Annotated in this window: 20 protein-coding genes; 11 read left to right on the forward strand and 9 right to left on the reverse strand. The window is 39.9% G+C overall.

Annotated features, from left to right (window positions below; all coding sequences use genetic code 11):
• The first annotated feature begins 84 nt into the window (after positions 1-84).
• Together ACE1CI_RS22130 and ACE1CI_RS22135 are read left to right on the forward strand one after the other, a co-directional pair.
• The gene (locus ACE1CI_RS22130; protein WP_496615699.1) at positions 85-2,307 is read left to right on the forward strand and encodes a glycogen debranching N-terminal domain-containing protein; all 2,223 of its coding nucleotides are present in this window, start codon (positions 85-87) and stop codon (positions 2,305-2,307) included.
• 1 nt (position 2,308) lies between these two features.
• A complete protein-coding gene (locus tag ACE1CI_RS22135) occupies positions 2,309-2,815 on the forward strand; it encodes a DUF29 family protein (RefSeq protein WP_496615700.1) in 507 nt (168 codons plus the stop codon).
• Positions 2,816-2,850: 35 nt separating this feature from the next.
• Here the strand turns inward: ACE1CI_RS22135 and ACE1CI_RS22140 are convergent, their stop codons facing one another.
• Positions 2,851-3,426 (reverse strand): Uma2 family endonuclease, encoded by a 576-nt coding sequence (locus tag ACE1CI_RS22140; RefSeq protein WP_413263656.1) that lies wholly within the window; start codon positions 3,424-3,426, stop codon positions 2,851-2,853.
• 268 nt (positions 3,427-3,694) lie between these two features.
• Here ACE1CI_RS22140 and pgmB point away from each other — a divergent pair, with 268 nt between their 5' ends.
• Complete coding sequence (pgmB, locus tag ACE1CI_RS22145; RefSeq protein ID WP_413263655.1) at positions 3,695-6,685, forward strand: beta-phosphoglucomutase; 2,991 nt, start codon at positions 3,695-3,697, stop codon at positions 6,683-6,685.
• Between the two features lie 106 nt (positions 6,686-6,791).
• Here pgmB and ACE1CI_RS22150 read toward each other — a convergent pair whose 3' ends face one another.
• On the reverse strand, positions 6,792-7,094 hold the full coding sequence (locus tag ACE1CI_RS22150) for a DUF2973 domain-containing protein (protein ID WP_413263654.1): 303 nt from the start codon (positions 7,092-7,094) through the stop codon (positions 6,792-6,794).
• A 116-nt stretch (positions 7,095-7,210) separates the two neighbouring features.
• Positions 7,211-7,546 (reverse strand): DUF2605 domain-containing protein, encoded by a 336-nt coding sequence (locus tag ACE1CI_RS22155; protein WP_413263653.1) that lies wholly within the window; start codon positions 7,544-7,546, stop codon positions 7,211-7,213.
• Positions 7,547-7,847: 301 nt separating this feature from the next.
• On the opposite strand from ACE1CI_RS22155, the gene thrS reads away from it, so the two are divergent.
• From thrS to ACE1CI_RS22180, 5 genes are all read left to right on the forward strand, one after another.
• A complete protein-coding gene (thrS, locus tag ACE1CI_RS22160) occupies positions 7,848-9,689 on the forward strand; it encodes a threonine--tRNA ligase (protein WP_413263652.1) in 1,842 nt (613 codons plus the stop codon).
• Positions 9,690-9,753: 64 nt separating this feature from the next.
• Entirely contained in the window at positions 9,754-10,539 is a 786-nt protein-coding gene (locus ACE1CI_RS22165) for a DUF4058 family protein (protein ID WP_413263651.1), read from the forward strand.
• Positions 10,540-10,721: 182 nt separating this feature from the next.
• Positions 10,722-11,894 (forward strand): DUF3095 domain-containing protein, encoded by a 1,173-nt coding sequence (locus tag ACE1CI_RS22170; RefSeq protein WP_413263650.1) that lies wholly within the window; start codon positions 10,722-10,724, stop codon positions 11,892-11,894.
• 35 nt (positions 11,895-11,929) lie between these two features.
• Positions 11,930-12,886, forward strand: a complete 957-nt coding sequence (gene thrB, locus ACE1CI_RS22175; RefSeq protein WP_496615702.1) for a homoserine kinase — start codon at positions 11,930-11,932, stop codon at positions 12,884-12,886.
• 192 nt (positions 12,887-13,078) lie between these two features.
• Positions 13,079-14,143, forward strand: coding sequence for a DUF3474 domain-containing protein (locus tag ACE1CI_RS22180; RefSeq protein ID WP_413263648.1), 1,065 nt, complete (start codon positions 13,079-13,081; stop codon positions 14,141-14,143).
• A 71-nt stretch (positions 14,144-14,214) separates the two neighbouring features.
• On the opposite strand, the gene ACE1CI_RS22185 is transcribed toward ACE1CI_RS22180, so the two are convergent.
• From ACE1CI_RS22185 to trpB, 3 genes are read right to left on the reverse strand one after another with little or no spacing between them, the layout of a single operon-like run.
• Entirely contained in the window at positions 14,215-14,841 is a 627-nt protein-coding gene (locus ACE1CI_RS22185) for a ribonuclease D (protein ID WP_413263647.1), read from the reverse strand.
• Positions 14,842-14,847: 6 nt separating this feature from the next.
• The gene (locus ACE1CI_RS22190) at positions 14,848-15,387 is read right to left on the reverse strand and encodes a CAP domain-containing protein (RefSeq protein WP_413263646.1); all 540 of its coding nucleotides are present in this window, start codon (positions 15,385-15,387) and stop codon (positions 14,848-14,850) included.
• Positions 15,388-15,389: 2 nt separating this feature from the next.
• A complete protein-coding gene (gene trpB, locus ACE1CI_RS22195) occupies positions 15,390-16,646 on the reverse strand; it encodes a tryptophan synthase subunit beta (protein ID WP_413263645.1) in 1,257 nt (418 codons plus the stop codon).
• Positions 16,647-17,006: 360 nt separating this feature from the next.
• On the opposite strand from trpB, the gene ACE1CI_RS22200 reads away from it, so the two are divergent.
• Positions 17,007-17,369, forward strand: a complete 363-nt coding sequence (locus ACE1CI_RS22200) for a translation initiation factor (protein WP_413263644.1) — start codon at positions 17,007-17,009, stop codon at positions 17,367-17,369.
• Between the two features lie 5 nt (positions 17,370-17,374).
• Here ACE1CI_RS22200 and ACE1CI_RS22205 read toward each other — a convergent pair whose 3' ends face one another.
• The 3 genes from ACE1CI_RS22205 to ACE1CI_RS22215 all read right to left on the reverse strand — a co-directional run bounded on the left by ACE1CI_RS22205 (position 17,375) and on the right by ACE1CI_RS22215 (position 20,516).
• Positions 17,375-17,764: a hypothetical protein gene (locus ACE1CI_RS22205; RefSeq protein ID WP_413263643.1), complete on the reverse strand. Its 390-nt coding sequence runs from the start codon at positions 17,762-17,764 to the stop codon at positions 17,375-17,377.
• 278 nt (positions 17,765-18,042) lie between these two features.
• Positions 18,043-19,896: a CheR family methyltransferase gene (locus ACE1CI_RS22210; RefSeq protein ID WP_413263642.1), complete on the reverse strand. Its 1,854-nt coding sequence runs from the start codon at positions 19,894-19,896 to the stop codon at positions 18,043-18,045.
• The gene (locus ACE1CI_RS22215) at positions 19,893-20,516 is read right to left on the reverse strand and encodes a chemotaxis protein CheB (RefSeq protein ID WP_413263641.1); all 624 of its coding nucleotides are present in this window, start codon (positions 20,514-20,516) and stop codon (positions 19,893-19,895) included. Before ACE1CI_RS22215 ends, ACE1CI_RS22210 begins: the two co-directional genes overlap by 4 nt.
• Positions 20,517-20,855: 339 nt before the next feature.
• On the opposite strand from ACE1CI_RS22215, the gene ACE1CI_RS22220 reads away from it, so the two are divergent.
• The gene (locus ACE1CI_RS22220; RefSeq protein ID WP_496615704.1) at positions 20,856-21,587 is read left to right on the forward strand and encodes a chemotaxis protein CheB; all 732 of its coding nucleotides are present in this window, start codon (positions 20,856-20,858) and stop codon (positions 21,585-21,587) included.
• Positions 21,575-21,922 carry a hypothetical protein gene (locus ACE1CI_RS22225; RefSeq protein WP_496615705.1) on the forward strand — a complete coding sequence of 116 codons (348 nt, stop codon included), beginning with the start codon at positions 21,575-21,577 and terminating at the stop codon, positions 21,920-21,922. Before ACE1CI_RS22220 ends, ACE1CI_RS22225 begins: the two co-directional genes overlap by 13 nt.
• Positions 21,923-22,115 lie beyond the last annotated feature (193 nt).

The following is a 22,115-nucleotide window of genomic DNA, read 5'->3' on the forward strand; positions in this document are numbered from 1 at the left end:
TGCAATTTAATTGTAAACTGCTACCTGCATTGCGGGTAATTAATTTTTAGAATACAGGAATGCAGATTTTTTGAGTTCTTGTTTATGAAGATGGATGCGATCGAACTAGAAGGCAGATCTTTTGTTCCTGTTGAAGAATTACCAATTACTGAATGGCCTTGTGTACTCAACGAAGAACCACAGCCGACATTGACAATTAAAGATAATGATTTATTTTTGGTGACAGATACTTTGGGTAATATCGCTTCTAGTTTTAGAAGTGATGTTAACGCCAGCATGGGCTTATTTTGCTCCGATACCAGATTTCTCAGCCGCTTAGAATTACAAATAGATGGGCATTCTCCAGTTTTGCTCAATAGTACCGCTAATAAAGGTTTTTCTCTAGCGGTCTTATGTACAAATCCGAAAATTGCTAATCATTTGCCACCTGAGACTTTGGGCATTCGTCGAGAATTGCTGTTGAATGGTGCTTTGTTTTCCACAATTGAAATTTGCAATTATAGTACTAACGAAGTGAGTTTTCAATTAAGCTTGAGTTTTGATGCTGATTTTGTGGATTTGTTTGAAGTGCGGGGATTTAATCGGGAAAAGCGGGGGCGAATTTTACGGGCGATTAAAGATGAGAAACCGATCGAAGAAGAAACAGGAGAATTGGTTTTAGCTTATCAAGGTTTGGATGGCGTGATTATGGAGTCGCGGATTCAATTTAACGATCGCCAACCAGACATCTTCAAAGGTAACACGGCGATTTGGGAGTTAACCTTAGCAACCCATCAAAAAGAAACCATCGGTTATCGGCTACAAATGTTTACCAATAATCGTCCAACTTCCCGATTAGATGCACCTGTTACTTTCAACCAAGCGAAAGCAGCTGAGTTGATGGAAGAACAAAATTGGGCACAACAAACTACGCGAATTACTTTAGATAGAGCGATTTTTAATCAGGTGATCGATCGCGCCCAACAAGACGTTTATTTGCTGCGACAATCCTTTGAAAAATTCACCGCACTTTCAGCAGGTGTACCTTGGTTTTCTACTTTATTTGGGCGAGATTCGATTATTGCTGCTTCCCAAACTTTAATGTTAAATCCTGATATTGCCAAGGAAACATTAACAGTTTTAGCCCAATATCAAGGCAAAATAGATGATGATTGGCGCGATGAACAACCAGGGAAAATTTTACACGAATTACGCTTCGGAGAAATGGCACGCACTCAAGAAGTTCCCCATACTCCCTATTACGGAACTGTGGATGCTACGCCTTTGTGGTTGATGCTTTATGCGGAATATTATTCTTGGACAACCGATCGAGATACTTTAGAACGTTTGTGGCCTAATGCGTTAGCGGCGATGGATTGGATCGATCGCAATTTGCAAGAAACAGGCTATTTACGTTACGCTGTTCGTTCCCAAAGAGGTTTAGTTAATCAAGGTTGGAAAGATTCTGGTGATTGTATTGTCGATCGCGAAGGAAAATTAGCTAAACCGCCTATTGCTTTATGCGAAGTTCAAGCTTACGTTTATTCGGCAAAAGTGCGATTAGCCGAAATTGCTAAAATGAAAAAACGCTTGGATTTAGCCGATCGCTGGCAAGATGAAGCTAGAGATCTAAAAATGCGATTTAACCGGGATTTCTGGGTAGAAGACCAAGGTTTTTGTGCTTTAGCTTTGGATGGCGATGGTAACAAAGTTGATAGCATTTCTTCCAATCCCGGTCATTGTTTAGCTTTGGGAATTCTTAACCCCGAAAAAGCTTATAGTGTTGCCGAAAGATTACGCGCACCAGATATGTTTAATGGTTGGGGAATTCGCACTTTAAGCAGTTTATCTCCCGCTTACAATCCAATGGGTTATCATATCGGTTCTGTTTGGCCTCATGATAATGCTTTAATTGCTGTAGGAGTCAGAAGTTTGGGTTTAATCGATCAATCTTTGGAACTTTTCCAAGGTTTAATTGATATGACTGTAGCCCAACCTTATCAACGTCCGCCAGAACTTTTTTGTGGTTACGAACGCGATGGCGATAACGATCCAGTGCGTTATCCTGTGGCTTGTTCGCCGCAAGCTTGGGCAACGGGTAGCATTTTTCAGTTGCTACAAATGATGATTAATTTAGTTCCAGATGCGCCGAATAATTGCTTACGAATTATCGATCCGGCTTTGCCAGAATCAATTGGTTCTTTGTATCTGCAAAATCTCAAGGTTGGTTCGACTTTGTTGGATTTGGAATTTCAGCGATCGGGAAATACAACTTCTTGTCGAGTGGCGAAAAAACGCGGGAATTTACGAGTTGTGATAGAGGCTTAAAATGAGTATAAAGCCATCTGAAGAAGAAACAATGAACCTTCCAATTATCAACCTTTACGAAACAGACTTTTATGCTTGGACACAAAGAGAAGTAGAGTTGTTGCGTCAACATCAATTAGATTATCTGGACATAGAAAATTTGATTGAGGAAATAGACTCTTTGGGTAAACAACAGCAGCAAGAGTTAGTAAATCGTCTAGGAGTTCTATTGGGGCACTTATTGAAGTGGGAGTATCAACCTAGCAAAAGGTCTAGAAGTTGGGTGGCAACAATTAGGGAACAGCGGAGAAAAATTGCTAAGTTACTCCTGAAAAACCCTAGCTTGAAACCTTACCTAAATGAAGCAATACCAGAGGCTTATCTAGATGGAGTAGACTTGGTTGTTCGGGAAACTTTAATGGAATACAGAACTTTTCCCTCTGAAGTTACCTACACTTGGCAACAAATAGAAAACCCCGATTTCTTGCCAGGATTCCTCAGCGATTCAGACGAAGAATTACTGAAATAAATCTGTAGGGTGCGTTAGTGCAACGTAACGCACCATTACCAAATTTTTTGTAGATTGAGAACAAATCCGGGTAAAACTTCCTCGCCAGAAACGGTATTGGGGGAGTTTAAGATTTCTACTTGTTGTTGCGATCGATAAATTTCTACTTGGCGACTTTTCCGATTAATTAGCAACCCTAATCGACAACCATTTTCCATATATTCTTGCATTTTTTCTTGAATTGATTTTAAACTGTCGCTAGGCGAAACTAATTCAATTAAAAAATCAGGACAGAGAGGAATAAACTTTTCTCTTTGTTCGGGTGTTAAAGCTGACCAACGAGACTTTTCTACCCAGGCAACATCGGGAGAACGGTCTGCTTTATTTGGTAAAGTAAAACCAGTAGATGAATCAAAAACTTCACCTAATTGTGTTTCCTCATTCCACAGTCCAATTTGTAAGTTGAGATTAGCGTTTTTCCTGCCTGTTTCTCCCCCGGTTGGTGGCATAATAATTAATTCTCCTTTAGCATTTCTTTCTAGTTTTAAATCAGGATTTTCTCGACACAACTGATAAAACTGTTCGGCAGTTAATTGAATAATTGGGTTTAAATTTAAGGTCAGTGCATTCATTGGTATGTGAGTCTCCCATTAATTTTTATTTAAAATTGTGAAGTTTTGTTAAAAAAAGTATCATTTCGCATCAATTTTTCGACCTATAGCAATTTTCTACCTCTCTAGAGGGATTCCTATAAAGAGAAGAGCTGATACAGCTTTGACCTTTCTTGTTCTTTCCGCATTGTTGAAACTGGGTGCGACAAAGCAAAGCCAGAGTACAAGGCGGTTGTGAGGATACGCTCAATTTCTCTTTGTACAGTTAGACGCAAGCAATTATTCCAAAATGCAAACACTCAGTAGACCCTCTGCAAAACCAACTTCAGCTAACACCGCCGATTGGACTGTAGTCGAAACTCAGTTCAATCCTAAACAGCTGCACCATCAAGAAACAGTTTTCACCTTGGGTAATGGTTATTTGGGAACTCGTGGCACTTTTGAAGAAGGTTATCCCAACGATCGACCAGCTACCTTCATTCACGGCGTTTATGACGATGTAGCCGTAGTACATACAGAGTTAGTCAACTGTCCTGACTGGTTAGCTTTGACTATTTGTTTTGGGGGAGAACGCTTTCGCCTCGACCAAGGTGAAGTGTTAGATTATGAGCGTCGGCTTGACTTAAACCAAGGATTACTCAAACGCCGTGTATGTTGGCAAAGTCCAAAAGGACATATTGTAAATCTGCAATTTGAACGCTTCGCCAGTTTAGCCGATCGCCACGTCTTAGCGATTCGCTGTTTAGTCACGCCAGTCAATTTTTCTGGTTTGGTGGAAGTTCAAGCGAGTATTAATGGCTATGCTGATAACCAAGGCGTAATGCACTGGAACTGGTTAGATCAAGGCATTATTCAAAATAATAGTGCTTGGTTGCTGATGCGTAGTCGCCACACAAACATTGAATTAGGAATGGCGACTCATTTGAGTGTGTCTTGCGAGAATACTTTGTTGCGAAGTTTCGGTTGTCAGGGTTATCCGACGGTGACAACCTGTTTTCCAGCACAACCGGGAAAAACTGTAGCTATAGAAAAGATAGTTACTGTTTTCACTTCTAGGGATTGCAAAAACCCCGCCCAAACTGCCCAAGAAAAACTCAAAGATTTATTCTATGGTTGGGATTCGGGAAATGATTGTTATGAGATGTTGCGTCGGTTGCATATTCAAACTTGGGCGCAAGAATGGCAAACTTGTGATGTGGTAATTGAGGGCGATCGCCAAGCGCAATTAGCTGTTCGTTATAATCTATTTCAAATTTTGGCAGTTGCGCCAAGAGATGACGATAAAGTTAGTATTCCGGCGAAAACTCTTTCGGGTTTTGCTTATCGCGGTCACGTTTTTTGGGATACAGAAATTTTTGTGGTTCCTTTCTTAACTTTTACTAAACCGGAGTTAGCAAGGAATTTATTGACTTATCGTTATCACACCTTAGCCGGGGCGAGAAAGAAGGCGAAAGACGCAGGTTTTTCCGGGGCGATGTATGCTTGGGAAAGTGCGGCGACTGGGGAAGAAGTAACTCCCCGTTGGGTTCCGACTCCCAGTGGTGAGTTGATTCGGATTTGGTGTGGCGATCGCGAACTTCACATCAATTCTGATATAGCTTACGCAGTTTGGCAATATTGGCAAGCTACGGAAGATGATGATTGGATGTGTGATTATGGCGCGGAAATTATTTTAGATACGGCGAATTTCTGGGCGAGTTGTGTGGAGTGGAATAGCGATCGCATCTGTTACGAACTCAAAAATGTAATTGGCCCTGATGAAAATCACGAAATCGTAGATAACAACGCTTTTACTAATAGCATGGTGCAATGGCATTTGCAAACAGCTATTTCCGTCCTCTCTTGGTTAAGAAAAGAATATCCTGATTGGTCAACCGAATTAGAACAAAAACTTAATATCACTGCTACTCATTTAGAAAAATGGGCAGATATCATCGACAAAATTTTAATTTTACATAACAAAGAAACAGGTTTAATAGAAGAATTTGAAGGGTTTTTCGATCGCGAAGATATCAATTTAGCTGATTATGAACCTCGCACTCGTTCCATGCAAGCAATCTTAGGAATTGAAGGTGCAAATGGGCGACAAGTTCTCAAACAAGCTGATGTTTTAATGTTGATGTATTTGCTGCGCGACAAGTACGATCGCCAAACCTTGCAAAAAAATTGGGATTATTACGAACCTCGCACAGATCATACTTACGGTTCTTCTTTAGGCCCAGCAATTCACGCTATTTTAGCTTGCGATTTGGATAAATTGGATGAAGCTTATACGCACTTTATGCGATCGGCTTTAGTAGACTTAGAAGATGTGCGAGGAAATGCCAATGAAGGCATTCATGCTGCTTCTGCTGGTGGAGTTTGGCAAGCAATAGTGTTTGGTTTTGCTGGGATAAAATTAACTGCAAATGGCCCAGTTGCTACACCAAAATTACCCGCAGGTTGGACAAGGTTAAAGTTCCGTTTTCAATGGCGCGATCGCTTGTATGAATTCGACATTAAACCAACTACAATCAAAGGTGTAATTTTTGATTTAGATGGCGTTTTGACTAATACTGATGAATATGATTATTTAGCTTGGCAAAAGTTAGCTGATGAAGAAAGTTTACCTTTCGATCTGCCAATAAACGAAGCTTTACAAGCTTTAACCAGAAGAGAAGCATTGTTGTTACTGTTGGGCGATCGCCAAGTCAGCGAAGCAAAATTCCATGAAATGATGATTCGCAAAAATCGTTATTACTTGGAATTTATTCAAAACATTTCACCCGCCAATTTGTTACCCGGAGTGAGCAATTTGTTAGATGAATTACAAGCAAATAACATTAAAATTGGCATCGGTTCATCTAGCAAAAATGCCAAAGAAGTATTGCAACGGTTGGGGATTTTGGATAAAGTGGATGCGATCGCAGATGGCAACAGCGTCATTAAACCAAAACCAGCACCCGACACCTTCCTCCACGCCGCTTTCCAATTAAACTTAGCACCCAGCGAATGTTTAGTAATCGAAGATGCCGAAGCTGGAGTAACAGCAGCTTTAGCAAGCGGAATGTCAGTAATCGGTTTAGGATCAATCGAACGAGTAGGAAACGCCCATTTAGTGTTAGAAAACCTGGAACAAGTCAACTGGCAAAACTTAGTAGAACAAATTTCCCAAGTCCAAAAGTCAGTACTTCCTTCTCAGGTTGCCTGTGATGTAGCAACAGAAACAATCTCCGTTTTCCACAAAGAAAACAGCCGCAAAAAACATTGGGTTGCCAATAATATTTCTCTAATCAGGTAAACTTCATTGTTCGTTGTGAACACTTCAGTGTTCTCCCCGTCAAAACTAAAAGCAGACGGGGATTTTTTCACTCAATTTATTAAACCTTACTCAGTTCATAAAAAGATTAAGGAGCAGAATTTTCGGGAGGATTTTCGTAAAGAGATTCTAATTTTTGCCGCGCATCTTCAACTGCGATCGACTTCATAATCAACAAAGGTTCATCAATTAAGTTGCCAGAATCATCAAGAAATTCTGGATGTGGCACAGGGCGATCGCGACGAATAGATCTTTGACTTGCAGAAGACCTATTATATGGAGAAGTACTGTATTGGTAGTCAGCACTAATCCTAATCAAATTACGAATCAAATTACCCACAGCTAGAAATGCCAAACAAGTAAAAGCTAATATGTAAAGCAAGTGCAACATAGAAATCCTCCTCCTAGTCAAAAGTTTTTAACGGTACTTTGATTTATAAAGCAGTCAACACAAATTAAGCAAACATCAACAAAATTTTTTTGAGCAGACATCTTAAATACAATTATCTAAGAATCACTTTTCTGCTCATTCGCCCGTTCCATCCGAAATCTCATGGAAACTTTCCAACATTCGGCAACTAATTGGTGCCACTGAAACAGCGTTGTTGTTTCTACACCAACTTGACTGCCAGTAGCATGAAACATTATCTGCACCGTACTTACCTCATTCTGAGCTTGCTTCACCCGACTTAACAAATCGGATTGCTGCTGAGACTCTAAAAAGGGTATGGTTTCTGTTTCCAGCAGAGTCCGCGATCGACCAAACCAGTACTGAAAATCTTCCAGTAAAGGTTTTAACACGCTTTTCAGCAATTCTGGTTCTGGCAGGTTAGAGTTGAGCATGAAATCGAGTATTACTAATCTAACTAAATCATAACCTTAATTTCATTTACATTTCTTAACAATTTATAAATTGTTCTTTAGGAAGGGGACTGGGAATAAGAGGTGGGGAGGTAGGGGGATGGGGGAATGGGGGGAGTTTGTTGCTTCAATTTCTCCCCATCTCCCCATCTCCCCATCTCTTATTCTCCCCATCTCCCCATCTCCCCATCTCCTCTGCCCCTCTGCACAGCTAAGATAGAGGCTATAGGGAAATGCAATTCCCGATCGAAACATTTGTTTATTACTTGAAGATAGTTTTCTCATGGTTAATCAGCCATCCGTCATTTCAGAATCACCCGATTCTCAGGAAAAGCCAGCAAAAATCCACTTACCGCGTACCAGTGAATCAGAAACCTTAAAAAAAATCCGTCACACAACTTCTCATGTGATGGCGATGGCTGTGCAGAAACTATTTCCCAAAGCACAGGTGACGATCGGCCCTTGGATTGAAAATGGATTTTACTACGACTTTGATAGTCCAGAGCCATTCACCGAAAAAGATTTAAAAGCGATTAAAAAAGAGATGATTAAGATCATCAATCGCAAACTGCCAGTAATTCGGGAAGAAGTCAGCCGGGAAGAAGCAGAAAGCCGCATCAAGGCAATTAACGAACCTTACAAACTGGAAATTCTCGAAGGTTTACAAGAACCGATTACCATTTATCATTTAGGTGAGCAATGGTGGGATCTCTGTGCAGGGCCGCACGTTGAGAATACCGCAGAACTAAACCCCAATGCCATTGAACTAGAAACCGTTGCAGGTGCTTACTGGCGAGGCGATGCCACCAAAGCGCAACTGCAAAGGATTTACGGTACTGCTTGGGAAAATCCAGAACAACTACAAGAATACAAGCGCCGCAAAGAAGAAGCACTGCGCCGAGATCACCGTAAATTAGGTAAAGAACTGGGATTATTTATCTTTGCCGATGATGTTGGCCCAGGTTTACCTTTATGGACTCCCAAAGGCACCATTTTAAGAAGTACCTTAGAAGACTTCCTCAAACAAGAACAAATTAAACGGGGTTATTTGCCAGTTGTTACCCCGCACATTGCCAGAGTCGATTTATTCAAAACTTCGGGACACTGGCAAAAATACAAAGAAGATATGTTCCCGATGATGGCGGAGGACGAAGAAGCAAAGGCAGTTGAACAAGGTTTTGTTCTCAAGCCAATGAACTGTCCTTTCCACATTCAAATATACAAGAGTGAGTTACGTTCCTATCGGGAATTGCCAATGCGTTTGGCAGAATTCGGCACCGTTTATCGTTACGAACAATCAGGAGAATTAGGAGGTTTAACCAGAGTTCGTGGCTTTACAGTTGATGATTCTCACTTGTTTGTCACCCCCGAACAATTAGACGGAGAATTCTTGAATGTAGTAGATTTAATTCTCTCAGTATTCAAGAGTTTACAACTGAAAAACTTCAAAGCCAGACTAAGTTTCCGCGACCCTGAATCTGATAAATATATCGGTTCCGATGAAGTTTGGGAAACCTCACAAAACGCGATTCGTCGTGCGGTAGAAACTTTGGGAATGAATTACTTTGAAGGCATTGGAGAAGCGGCTTTCTACGGGCCGAAATTAGACTTTATTTTCCAAGATGCCTTAGATAGAGAATGGCAATTAGGAACTGTGCAGGTAGATTACAACTTACCTGAAAGATTTGAATTAGAATATGTTGCCGAAGATGGTTCTCGCAAACGTCCGGTAATGATTCACCGCGCACCTTTTGGATCTTTAGAGAGGTTAATTGGGATTTTGATTGAAGAATATGCAGGTGATTTCCCCTTGTGGTTAGCACCAATTCAAATTCGTGTATTGTCAGTGAAAGATGAATTTTTGCCTTACATTCAAAATGTGGTAAAAGAATTGCAATTTTTGGGAATTCGTGCCGAAGCTGACACCAGTGGCGAACGTTTAGGCAAACAAATTCGCAATGCCGAAACCCAAAAAATTCCCGTGATGGCGATCGTTGGAGAAAAAGAAGTTGAATCTAATTCTTTAAATATCCGCACTCGCGCTTCTGGAGAATTAGGCGCACTTCCAGTTGCGGAAGTAATACAAAGGATGAAGCAAGCAATAGAGAATTACAGCAACTTCTAAACGTAGGGTGCGTTACACTTCGTTAACGCACCATTTTCCCAGCAATTTTAAAGGAGAAAAAACCATGCCTTCACCTTTTCCGGGAATGAATCCTTATTTAGAAAACCCTGAAATTTGGCCTGAAGTACACAATCGGTTGATTGTAGCAATCTCTGATTCTTTAGTCCCTCAACTGCTACCGAAATATCGAGTAGCAATTGAAAAAAGAGTTTATCAAATGAATAGTGATAATTCCCTTTTAGTCGGAATTCCCGATGTTACCATACAAAAGATAACTAATCAGTCAAATTCTCCCACATCTAATATTGCTGTTGCTGCACCACCCGTAACAGCTTTGAAGGTAAGGGTGCCGATGTTAATGGAATTTCGGGAAACTTATTTAGAAGTGAGAGAAATAGCGACTCAAAAAGTAATTACAGTAATTGAACTACTTTCGCCTAAAAATAAACGTCCAGGAGAAGGAAGAGAAGCTTATTTAAATAAACGTCAAAAAATCTTAAGTAGTAGCACTCATTTAGTAGAAATTGACTTGCTGCGTGCAGGGGAAGCAATGCCAGTTTTTGGCAATGATTTTACAGCAAATTATCGTATTTTAGTGAGTCGGGGAGATTGCCGTCCTGAAGCTGATTTGTATTTGTTTAATTTACCAAATCCGATTCCGACTTTTCCCTTACCTTTGCAAAGTGGGGATAGTGAACCTATTGTAGATTTGCAAAATTTGCTTGATGGAGTGTACGATCGCGCCGCCTACAACTATATAATAGACTACACCAAAGAACCATACCCCACATTATCCGAAACCGAAACCACCTGGTTAGAAACCTACTTAAAAGAAAAAACTCTCAGATAAACTCCCAAAATACCTCTCTTCTCTTTCCTGGAGCGTCCTGGAGCGTCTAGTATGGATCAAAAAAAAATATTATGCTATAATGGAAATAAAATAGGGTGTACGTGAAAAATAGGTTTTAACTTTACATTTGGAATGTAAAGTAAGTAATTTCTACCTTAATCCTATTTAATAGGGCTGAAAAAATGACTAGAAAAAATTTTTATGCAGAATTACCAACTTTACATAAGTTTCTTGAAATTACAGAATCCCAAAAGTTTTGGTCTGTACCTGATGATTGGTACATTATAATTACTGATATTGTCGGTTCCACAAAAGCTATAGAAAATGGACGATATAAAGATATTAATTTAATCGGTTCTTGCTCAATTATTGCTATTTTAAATATAGCTCAATCTTGGGAAATACCTTTTGTATTTGGTGGTGATGGTGCTTCGATTTTAATTCCTCCACATCTGTTGTCAGAATCAAAACAAGCATTGTTAGCAACACAGTATTTTGCTAAACAGGAGTTTAATTTAGATTTGCGTGTAGGTATAGTTCCTGTTTCAGCTGTTAATCAATCAAACTACCAAGTAGAAGTCGCCAAACTCAAAATTTCTGAAACTTATCATCAAGGTATTTTTACAGGTGGAGGACTGACTTACGCTACACAATTAATTAAAGATCCGATTACTGCGGAAATTTATAATTTACAAAGTCAAAATATTTTAGAAGCAGCTAACTTTTCTGGGTTACGTTGTCCCTGGCAAGAAATCTTAAGTCCTCATGAAGAAGTTGTTAGTTTATTGGTAATGTCAACAGTAAGCGATTGGCAGGAAGAAAAAGAAGTTTACAAAATAGTTTTAGAGGAGATTTATGAAATTTATGGTGCGATCGAAAATGTTCACCCAGTAGTTCCCCAGAATATCAAACTATGTTTTAAAAATGAAAGTATATACAAAATGGCAAAGATTAAAGAGCCAAATAGTAGTATTTTTAAAAAGATGTTGATGTTTATTAAACTAAAATTAAAAACATTTTACACGGCTCTTTTATTATTATTAAAAATCAATACTTTAGCTGAGGAGTCACATAAATTAGAGTTGGTAGAAAATACTGACTACAAAAAATTTGATGATATGTTACGGATGATTATATCTGGCGATCGCCAACAGCGAGAGCGGTTAGTTAAATTTTTAGAAAAACAATATCAAAAAGGTAAACTAGTTTACGGCACTCATGTTTCCGATCGCTTATTGATGACCTGTGTTGTACCTGTAAACTCAGGAGGACGGCACGTTCATTTTGTCGATGGTGCTGATGGTGGATATGCCTTAGCAGCAAAAGATATGAAAGCAAGAATCAATAGGATGTAGAATAATGAATCGCCGTAAGTTGACACAAATATCAAATGTCTACCGTTAGCATTGCCGTTCCCGCCACAACAGCCAACCTTGGCCCAGGTTTTGATTGCATTGGCGCAGCTTTATCGCTTTACAACGAATTCCAATTTACCCAAATCAACTCAGCAGAAACACCACTAAAAATTACTGTAACTGGTGCAGAAGCAGAAAGAGTACAAACAGACGAAAGTAATTTGCTTTATCAAGCATTTTTGCAGTTGTATCAGCATATTCAAAAAACTCCGCCACCTGTGGAAATTGACATTAAATTAGGTGTGCCTTTGGCGCGTGGTTTGGGTAGTTCAGCAACAGCAATTGTTGGCGGTTTGGTGGGTGCTAATCTGTTGGCGGGGGAACCTTTGCGTCAGGTGGATGTGATGCAGTTGGCAATTGAAATGGAAGGGCACCCTGATAATGTGGTTCCGGTTTTGTTGGGGGGTTGTCGGTTGGCGGCGACGGGGTTGGTTATGGAACCGCAGAGGCGCAGAGAACACAGAGAGGAATGGGAGATTTGCAATATTCCTTGGCATTGGGATGTTGTTCCGGTGGTAGCTATTCCTGATTTTGAGCTTTCGACTTCGGAGGCGAGGAAGGTTTTGCCGAGTGAGTACAGTCGTGGGGATGCGATTTTTAATGCGGCGCATTTGGGTTTGTTAGTGCGCGGGTTGGAAACTGGTAGGGGCGATTGGTTGCGGGTGGCGATGCAGGATAGAATACATCAGCCTTACCGCAAGAGTTTGATTCAGGGTTATGATGCGGTTTACTCGGCAGCGGTGAATGCTGGGGCTTATGGTTTGGTGATTAGTGGTGCTGGGCCAACTCTTTTGGCTTTGGCAGATACGGAGAAGGCGGAAGTTGTTTGTCAGGCAATGCAGTCTGCTTGGCAGCAAGCTGGAGTAAAGGCAGAAGTGAAGGCGTTAAAAGTGGATTTTCAAGGGGCGCGAAGAACTGATATCGAGTTTTAAATTCGGTAGGGTGCGTCAGAACCTTAAATTTATGTGACTCGCCGCAAATAGTCTTGTCTGACGCACCCTACAATTTTTATCCTCTGTGCAATAAAAAGTGTTAAAGCTAACTCAGAAATTGTACTAACGCTGGAGTGACATAAGAGGATAAAATGATACCGTTGTCTAAAAATCGGGTCTAATAGAAACTTAGTGCAATCTAATATTATCGAACTCAAATCTTCTGTTGCAGACCCATCGCCTCGTCAAGGGGAACTGCCCTTTACTTTACAAGACCTTAAGGCTGCTATCCCTGCTTATTGTTTTGTACCTTCTGTTTGGAAGTCACTTTTTTACTTCTTTCTGGATGTTTCCATTATTGCTGGGCTTTATGCTTTAGCTTTTTTTTTGGATTCCTGGTGGTTTTTCCCTATCTTTTGGTTGATGCAGGGAACCATGTTTTGGGCTTTATTTGTGGTGGGACATGACTGCGGTCACGGTTCTTTTTCGCAGCACAAATGGTTAAATAATTTAATCGGACACCTCAGCCACATTCCGATTTTGGTACCTTATCACGGTTGGCGCATTAGTCACAGAACACACCACGCTAACACGGGAAATATTGATACTGATGAAAGTTGGTATCCTGTCACTCAGTCCAAGTATGAAGAAATGCACTGGTCTGAGAAGTTAATTCGCTTCAATTTGTTACTGTTTGCTTATCCAATTTATCTGTTTAAGCGTTCTCCTGGGAAAAAGGGTTCTCATTTTCTTCCTAGTAGTCCGCTGTTTCGCCCTTCGGAAAAATGGGATGTGCTTACTAGTACGTTTCTTATGATTGTGATGGTGGGTTTTCTGGGTTTCTTGACTTACCAGTTTGGGTTTTTGTTTCTGGTTAAGTTTTACCTTGCGCCTTACATTGTGTTTGTGATTTGGTTGGATTTAGTTACCTATTTACACCATACTGACCCTGATATTCCTTGGTATCGTGGTGATGATTGGTATTTCTTGAAAGGTGCTATTTCTACTATTGACCATGATTATGGTTTTATTAATCCCATTCATCACAATATTGGGACTCATGTGGCGCATCACATTTTTCTGAATATGCCTCATTATCATTTGATAACTGCTACTGAGGCGATTAAGCCGATTTTGGGTGATTATTACCGGAAGTCGGATAGAACTATTTGGGAAAGTTTCTGGCGTTCTTATGTTAGTTGCTTTTTTGTGCCTAATACGGGGGCAAAGGTTTTCTATCAGTCTCCTGAAAAATAACTTGCTGTAAAGTACGTTGTTGCGCTTTAGCGCTAAAGCGCAACAACGTACTTATAAGATTTTTCACGCAGCTAATGTTCAAATATGTCTTTGTATTGTAGTAGGTCGAGTTGTACAATTGTGGGTAAAGCCCGAAAACATTCTTGCGCTAATTCCCAACGTTCTTCTCTTTTTAGCATTGTAATTAGTTTCTCTTTTGCACTTAACAAATAACGCACGTCGTTAGCGGCGTAGCGTAGTTGTTCGTCGCTTAAGTTGGCGGCGTTTCCCCAGTCGGAACTTTGGGCACTTTTATCTAATTCTATTTGTTCTAATTCTTGGATTAAGTCTTTTAATCCATGTCTTTGGGTGTAGGTTCTGGCTAGTTTACTGGCTATTTTTGTACAAAAAATGGGGTTTACTTGAATTCCTAAATTATGTCGTAATTGCGCTACGTCAAATCGGGCAAAGTGAAATACTTTGGTGATGCTAGTTGCTTCCATTAATTGTTTTAAGTTTGGTGCTTCTTGCTGTCCTTTGGCGATGCGAATTACGGTGATAAAACCTGGACAAAATAATTGTACCAAACATAAACGATCGCGAAACGGCACCAACCCCATCGTTTCTGTATCCACAGCTACGGCTTCTGCTTGCAGATAATGGGATAATAAATCGTCGGGTAGGTCGCGATCGCAAACTTGAAAGTCTTCTAATTCCATAAATCCTTAACGGCTGCGAATGAAAATCTGTGTGAAATAATATTCGCCTTTGCTATTCTGTGCAACCCCTATCCCAGTTAAGTTAAAATTACTCCGAATATTCTTTAAGTGTCCGGGACTTTTTAACCAACCTTGAACTGCTTGGGTAGCAGGATCTTTGTATCCTTTATTAAAGGCGACATTTTCCCCAGCACTACTGTAAGAAACTGATTTTGCGATCGCATTTACTCGCTGTTCAAATCCTTGGTGACTGAAGGGAACTTTTCCACTTGCCATTGCTTGACTATGCAATCTTGCTTGTTGAGTAATTGCTGCATTCAATGTCAAAGGTGGTAATTTTTGCGATTGCCGATATTTATTGATTTGTTCGTGAATTGACCTTTCTAAATTAGTAAGTGTATTCGGGTTTTGGGCAACAATTTCCGCATTATTAAAAGGAAGTTCTGATTGCATAAATGAGTCAACTTTGCTAATTACAACACAGCCACTCAGTCCTACAACCAGAAATAAACTTCCAAAAGCAATTTTGCTGATTTTTCTGAACATTATTATTGTGATGATTCTGAAGAATTCAAGAATTTAGCTACAGTTTGCACATCCTTATCACCACGTCCAGAACAGTTAATTACAATCCGGGGATTACCACTTAGCTGAGGACAAAGTTTATCTAAAAACGCGATCGCATGAGCAGTTTCTAACGCCGGAATTATTCCTTCCAAACGCGAAAGTCTCTGAAATGCTACTAACGCTTCATCATCTGTTACGCTGTAATACTCAGCCCGCCCGGAATCTTTTAAATAACTATGTTCTGGCCCTACTCCAGGGTAATCTAAACCAGCGCTGATTGAGTGCGGTTCAATTACTTGACCTTCCTCGTCTTGCAGCAAATAGCTCATTGCACCATGCAATACACCAACTTGTCCTTTTGTCAAGGTGGCGGCGTGTTTTCCTGTGTCCACACCTTCACCCGCTGCTTCTATTCCAATCAAACGGACGCTTGTTTCTTTGACAAAATCGGCAAATAATCCCATTGCATTTGACCCACCACCGACGCAAGCGAGGAGAATATCGGGCAAAACTCCCCATTTTTCTAAAGCTTGGGCGCGAGTTTCTTTACCAATAATCGCTTGAAAATCTCTGACTAACATCGGGTAAGGATGGGGTCCCGCTACCGAGCCTAAAATGTAATGTGTAGTTTCGACGTTCGTTACCCAGTCGCGGATAGCTTCCGAAGTCGCATCTTTGAGAGTTCCCGTTCCAGAGGAAACTGGACGAACTTCCGCACCCATTAACCGCATCCGAAATACATTTAACGCTTGACGTTCCATGTCGTGAACGCCCATATAAATGATGCAGTTTAAGCCAAATCTAGCGCAAACGGTTGCTGTTGCTACGCCATGTTGACCTGCGCCAGTTTCGGCAATGATTCTTTGTTTGCCCATGCGTTTTGCTAGCAATACTTGAGCTAGGGCATTATTAATTTTATGCGCTCCAGTGTGGTTCAAGTCTTCCCGTTTTAAATAAATTTGCGCTCCGCTGCCATCGGGTCGGGCATAATGGGCGGTGAGACGTTCGGCAAAATATAAAGGTGTGGGACGACCAACGTAGTCTTTTAGTAATTGCTGAAGCTGATTTTGGAAGTCTGCGTCAGCGCAATATTTCCCAAATGCTGCTTCTAACTCGCTTAAAGCAGGCATTAATGTTTCCGGCACGTATTTGCCGCCAAAACGTCCAAAACGTCCTAATGCGTCAGGTACTTGTGTCGCTTCGTTACTTTGTTGGGGATTAATAGGGGTGAGTGTCACAGTGATTTCGGAAAAAAATTTCAACTTCTCCCAATGTACTACGATCGAGGGAGCAGGGGAGCAGAGGGGCAGAGGAGCAGGGGAGCATTTTAAAATAGGTAAAATCTCTCTGTTATATCTGTGTTCATCTGTGTTCATCTGTGGTAAAAAATTCTAACGTTCGTTGTGGCGACTTCAGTCGTTACGAGCACTTTAGTGCTCACAACAAACCTAATTTAAAGGTTCGTTGTTGCGACTTCAGTCGTTATGAGCACTGAAGTGCTCACAACAAACCTAATTTAAAGGTTCGTTGTTGCGACTTCAGTCGTAGTAGGGCTTTAGCCCAACAACGTACCTAGTTTAATAGTTTAGGTGAAAGTTATGTCTTCTAAAGGTAAAAATTCTGATTCTCAAAATAATGAAAATCGTGTTGTTTATTCTGAATTTGGCAACCAAAGTAATTCTGCTGCTTTTGAAAGAGCAATTCAAGATTTACCGCCAAATCAACAAGATTTACGGGTGCAAGCTTCCAGTAAAGGACGCAAGGGGAAAACTGTTACAGTAATTACTGGTTTTCAAGCGAAACCGGAAACTTTAGCCGAGTTACTCAAAAAGCTAAAAACTCAATGCGGTGCTGGGGGAACTGTTAAGGAAAGTTCGATCGAAATTCAAGGCGAACACAAACAAAAGCTTCTCGAAATCCTCAAAACCTTGGGTTACAAAGTCAAAATTAGTGGCGGCTAAACCTTTCATTTATTGTTTAGTTTTTTCACCTGACTTTTTGATTTAGATAAAGTTTCTTGAGATAATTTAATTACTTCCCTGGTAGCTTCAATGTGTTCTATTGTGGCTTGAATATGTTCTGCGGTTGCTTTAACGTGCTCTTCGGTTGCATCTTTTGAATGTTCTACTGATTTAGCATAATTTCCGGCTACCTTTCCATGTTGATTAACTACCTTGGCTTTTTGCTGAATTAACTTTCCCTTTTGTTCAATCAATTTACCATGTTCTTCCTCTTCAATTGACTGAGCGTTTTCTTGAATTGATTTTCCCAGCGATTCTACTGATTCGCCGTGTTGGAAACTTTCCTGAGCGTGTTTTTCAATTAAATTAGCGATATATTGCTGTTCTTCAGACATAGTTTTAGTTTGCTAAGTAATTGTTTTCGCCCCTCCGACTAAAGTCGGGGGGCTATTCAAACAAAACCTGCCGAAAGCAGGTTTAAAGTCCGCGTAGGCGGACTTATTTTGTGTAGTCGCGATTTTAATCGCCAGAGTGTTTTCAAATATCTAAGAGTTACGCACTGACACCATATTATATAGCGGAACGGTGCGTTACGTTAGCACTAACGCACCCTACGAATAGAGTCTTTGCGTAAGTCCTAATATCCTCTTAATTGTCTCTAATCTGCCTTACCTTAATCCTGCCTTTCATCTATCAATAGAATGACTCCTTCAGGTCGATTTTCTATGATTAAAGATGTACAAATTACCCGACAACGGATATTTTTACCGCGACGGTTTACCGCATTGACAACAGTTGTGTGTTCTTCACTATTTCCAGTTTGACAGGCGCGAATTAATCCCCGCAATTGCTCAACTGGTAAACCAATATCTAAGTCAAAAAAGAAACGTTCTACAGTTTCTTCAGCTCGTAAACCCCATAATTCTTCGGCTCTCCCGTTCCAAAGTTGTACGCTGAGTCTATTATCTAACACTATCATGCCAACGCGCAAACTAGTCAGTATTGATTCCATAAATATGGTGACTCGGTTGAGTTCTTCTGTTCGTTGGCGAAGTTCGTCGTTGGTTGTTTGTAATTCTTCGTTTGCTGATTGGAGTTCTTCATTCATTGTCTCCAATTCTTCGTTAGTACTTTGCAGTTCTTCGTTGGTTGTTTCTAATTCTTCGTTGGTGCTTTGTAATTCTTCGTTGGTTGTTTCTAATTCTTCATTTGTACTTTGTAATTCTTCGTAAGCGGTTTCTAATTCTTGGGTGGAACGCTGTAATTCTCGCTCTAATTCGTTGTAGCGAGTGATGTCTTGAAAAACGATCGTTACCCCAAGTGCATCAGCGGAGTTATCTAATAAAGGCACTACTTGAATTTCTAAATATACAATGCTCTCTTCGCTGCGAATCAATTCTACTTCTGGTATGCTAACTGAACGGCGTTCGGTGTATGCTTGTTGAATGCGCGATCGCAATTCCACCGGACGATATGATAACTCTAAATCCTGTAACGGACGACCTAAATCTTGCGTACTTAGATTAAATAATATTCTGGCTTGACGATTAGCTAATACTATATTACCCTGAATATCTACTACTATTTGAGCAACTGGCAAAGACTCAAAACCTTCGTCTTTTAAACGCATAGTTCCTACTAATTGCGTGCTGGCTTCAGTGTTACCCGATTCTGCCATAATTAATAATCGATCGCGTAAACTAATCCTTGGTACTCTAGAAAAAATGCGATATTTCAAGTTCGCAGGTTGGAAAAGATTAGCGTGTGTTAATAACATCTCTGCTTTGCCAACAAACAAAAACCCAGTATCATTTAAAGCAAAGTGAAACCTTGCCAAAATTCTGGCTTGAATATCTGCATTAAAATACATCAAAGTGTTGCGACATACCAATAAATCTAAGCGGGAAATTGGCGCATCATGAACTAAGTCGTGGCGACCAAAAATTACACACCGTCTTAAGTCGGTGCGAAAAATATAGTTATTTCCCGAAACTTCAAAGTATTTTTTCCGCAGTTCTTCTGGTACAAATTCTAAAGCTCTTGTAGTGTAACTTGCTTGACGACCTTGTACTAAAGCTTCTTCATCTAAATCGGTTGCATATATTTTCACCCGATTTCTAAAAGCTTCTGCTCCTAAAGCTTCTGTGAGTAAAATAGCAATAGTATAAGCTTCTTCTCCCGATGCACAACCAGCACTCCAAACTCGAATCGGTTCGTTGTTTGGTTTAGCTTCCAGAATTCGGGGAATGATTTCTGTGGCGAAAACTTCCCAAGCACTTGTATCACGGAAAAAGTTGGTAACGTTAAGCAATAAAGTATCAAAAAGTATGTTTAGTTCCCCTGGATGTACTTGTAAATAATCTAAATAATCATTGAAATTTTCCACTCCTACTCGTTGAATGCGCTTTCGTACTAAACGCATTAAACTAGGGCGTTTATAGCCTGTGAAATCAAACCCCCGATTACGTTTTAAATACTGTAATAATGCTTCAAATTCTGGGTCTTGTTCTGGTGTGGTTTTGTTCATTCGATCGCTCCTGTGTTCACTAAGTTTACGATCGCCTCTGCTATTTTATCAATAGGCAAAATAAAGTCAACACAACCTGTGGCAATTGCTGCTCTAGGCATCCCAAACACCCCTGATGTTGCTTCATCCTGAGCAATTACTATTCCCCCCATTTTCTTAATTGCTTTCACTCCTTGTGCCCCATCTGTATCTGCACCTGTTAATATTACCGCGATCGACCTTTGTTGATAATTTTCTGCTACTGATTTTAATAATACATCCGCTGAGGGACGCACAAACTTTACTGTTTCCGTTTGAGTTAAAGAAATTTCTCTTTCAGCATTAACTAATAAATGATAGTTGGGTGGCGCAATATAAACTATAGAAGGCTTGATTTTTTCTCCATTTTCTGCTTCTTTAACTGTTAACAAAGTCCGATAACCAAAAATTACTGGAAAATAGCTTTTGTAGTTATTAGCTAGATGTTTTACTATTAAAATTGGAACTGATAAGTCCTTCGGTAAATTCTTTAAAATACTGATTATAGCATTAGTTCCATCTGAAGATGCCGCTATTACTACAACTTCAAAAAATAGCGTTTGAGGTTGATTTAATTGATGATTTTCATTTGAGTAGCTCACTGTTACTTAATTCTAAATTTTTTCTACCCCAAACTATATATTTAACAGATTTTACTTTTTCTCAACCAGTAGCCCACAAATCTTTACAATCAAATTAAGTACTAAATGTTACAAAAAGTGTAAGTAACTAGCAAAAGAAAAGATACTTATAATTAAACCATAGTTATAAATTTTTCAAAAAAAAAAAAGGATTTATTCAGTAAACTATTAACTGTATAAAACCAAATCAATTATATGAATTTTTTATGTGAATCTTTCTAAAGTTTAATGTATAAACCAAATCGTTCATCTTATCCTATTTGATATATACAGGGTAAAAATCCCTAACTATTAAAATAAATGCCAGGACATGACATTATAGTTATTGGAGCTTCAGCAGGTGGTGTAGAGGCAGCAACTCAATTAGTTCGCAGCTTACCAGCAGATATGCCAGCAGCAATTTTTGTAGTTATTCATATTGCGGCTCACAGTAACAGCGTTTTGCCACAAATTCTCCAACGTCGTGGTCATCTACCTGCAACACATCCCAAAGAGGGAGAGAAAATAAAACATGGACAGATCTATGTTGCGCCTCCAGATTTTCATTTAATAATTAAACCAGGATATGTTAGTTTAGCTCATGGGCCGAAAGAAAACCGACACCGCCCAGCCGTCGATCCGCTATTTCGTTCAGCAGCACGGATTTATAAATCAAGAGTAGTTGGTGTGGTGTTATCGGGAACTCTGGATGATGGAACGGCTGGTTTATTGGCAATAAAAAAACTTGGTGGGATAGCGATCGCGCAAGATCTTGAAGAAGCACTTTATGATGGAATGCCTGGGAGTGCGATCGAAAATGTCGCAGTAGATTATGTCTTACCCATTGTTGAAATTAGCAAAAAATTAGTTCATTTAGCTCACGAATCAGTAGAAACAGAAGATAACCCAGTAGATTCTCACCCAGTAGATTCTCAGTTAGCAATGGAAACTGATATGGCAGAGTTGGAGATGGAAGCTGTACAAACCAAGAACGTCCCGGAAAGGAATCACCTTACTCTTGTCCAGAATGCGGTGGCGTTTTGTGGGAAATAAATAACAGCAACTTTTTGCGGTTTCGCTGTCGCACAGGACACGCTTTTTCTTCAGAAAGTTTGTTAGTCGAACAATCGGAAGCTTTAGAACAAGCACTTTGGGTAGCGTTGAGAGCTTTAAAAGAGCAATCAGGTTTATCAAAAAAACTCGCAGAACGAGCGAAAGCGCAAAATCGTCCCATCACAGCCGAGCGTTTTGCAGAACGAGCACAGGAAGCGGACGCAAGAGCCGATGTCATCCGTCGAGTGCTGGTACAAGGCGAAAATCAAATTCTGAATATTGATAATCTGGAAGCAAACGCCGAAAATAATGATTTGGAAACCGATGTAAGTTAATCTATTCTTAACTGGTTTGAGCAAGTTTTTGCGAGTTGGCGATCGCTACGAAAAAAAAATAACTTTATATTTACTTATGCCTTAAGATAGAAGAAAACCTGTTTAAATTAATGATATCAGAACACTACCGGAGAAATTTATAAATTAATTCAAATTATTCGGAAAATTACCAAATAATTTGATTAAGATGGTT

The sequence above is a fragment of the Floridaenema flaviceps BLCC-F50 genome (genome assembly GCF_041929275.2).
GTDB lineage: Bacteria > Cyanobacteriota > Cyanobacteriia > Cyanobacteriales > Aerosakkonemataceae > Floridanema > Floridanema flaviceps.

Excerpts from the sequence above, each read along its gene's own strand:
- ACE1CI_RS22205 (WP_413263643.1), bottom strand. The coding sequence starts at position 17,764 with ATGTCTGAAGAACAGCAATATATCGCTAATTTAATTGAAAAACACGCT.
- ACE1CI_RS22190 (WP_413263646.1), bottom strand. The coding sequence starts at position 15,387 with ATGTTCAGAAAAATCAGCAAAATTGCTTTTGGAAGTTTATTTCTGGTT.
- ACE1CI_RS22165 (WP_413263651.1), top strand. The coding sequence starts at position 9,754 with ATGCCTTCACCTTTTCCGGGAATGAATCCTTATTTAGAAAACCCTGAA.
- ACE1CI_RS22140 (WP_413263656.1), bottom strand. The coding sequence starts at position 3,426 with ATGAATGCACTGACCTTAAATTTAAACCCAATTATTCAATTAACTGCC.
- ACE1CI_RS22185 (WP_413263647.1), bottom strand. The coding sequence starts at position 14,841 with ATGGAATTAGAAGACTTTCAAGTTTGCGATCGCGACCTACCCGACGAT.
- ACE1CI_RS22155 (WP_413263653.1), bottom strand. The coding sequence starts at position 7,546 with ATGCTCAACTCTAACCTGCCAGAACCAGAATTGCTGAAAAGCGTGTTA.
- ACE1CI_RS22150 (WP_413263654.1), bottom strand. The coding sequence starts at position 7,094 with ATGTTGCACTTGCTTTACATATTAGCTTTTACTTGTTTGGCATTTCTA.
- thrS (WP_413263652.1), top strand. The coding sequence starts at position 7,848 with ATGGTTAATCAGCCATCCGTCATTTCAGAATCACCCGATTCTCAGGAA.
- ACE1CI_RS22170 (WP_413263650.1), top strand. The coding sequence starts at position 10,722 with ATGACTAGAAAAAATTTTTATGCAGAATTACCAACTTTACATAAGTTT.
- ACE1CI_RS22130 (WP_496615699.1), top strand. The coding sequence starts at position 85 with ATGAAGATGGATGCGATCGAACTAGAAGGCAGATCTTTTGTTCCTGTT.
- pgmB (WP_413263655.1), top strand. The coding sequence starts at position 3,695 with ATGCAAACACTCAGTAGACCCTCTGCAAAACCAACTTCAGCTAACACC.
- ACE1CI_RS22210 (WP_413263642.1), bottom strand. The coding sequence starts at position 19,896 with ATGAACAAAACCACACCAGAACAAGACCCAGAATTTGAAGCATTATTA.
- ACE1CI_RS22220 (WP_496615704.1), top strand. The coding sequence starts at position 20,856 with ATGCCAGGACATGACATTATAGTTATTGGAGCTTCAGCAGGTGGTGTA.
- ACE1CI_RS22200 (WP_413263644.1), top strand. The coding sequence starts at position 17,007 with ATGTCTTCTAAAGGTAAAAATTCTGATTCTCAAAATAATGAAAATCGT.
- thrB (WP_496615702.1), top strand. The coding sequence starts at position 11,930 with ATGTCTACCGTTAGCATTGCCGTTCCCGCCACAACAGCCAACCTTGGC.
- ACE1CI_RS22135 (WP_496615700.1), top strand. The coding sequence starts at position 2,309 with ATGAGTATAAAGCCATCTGAAGAAGAAACAATGAACCTTCCAATTATC.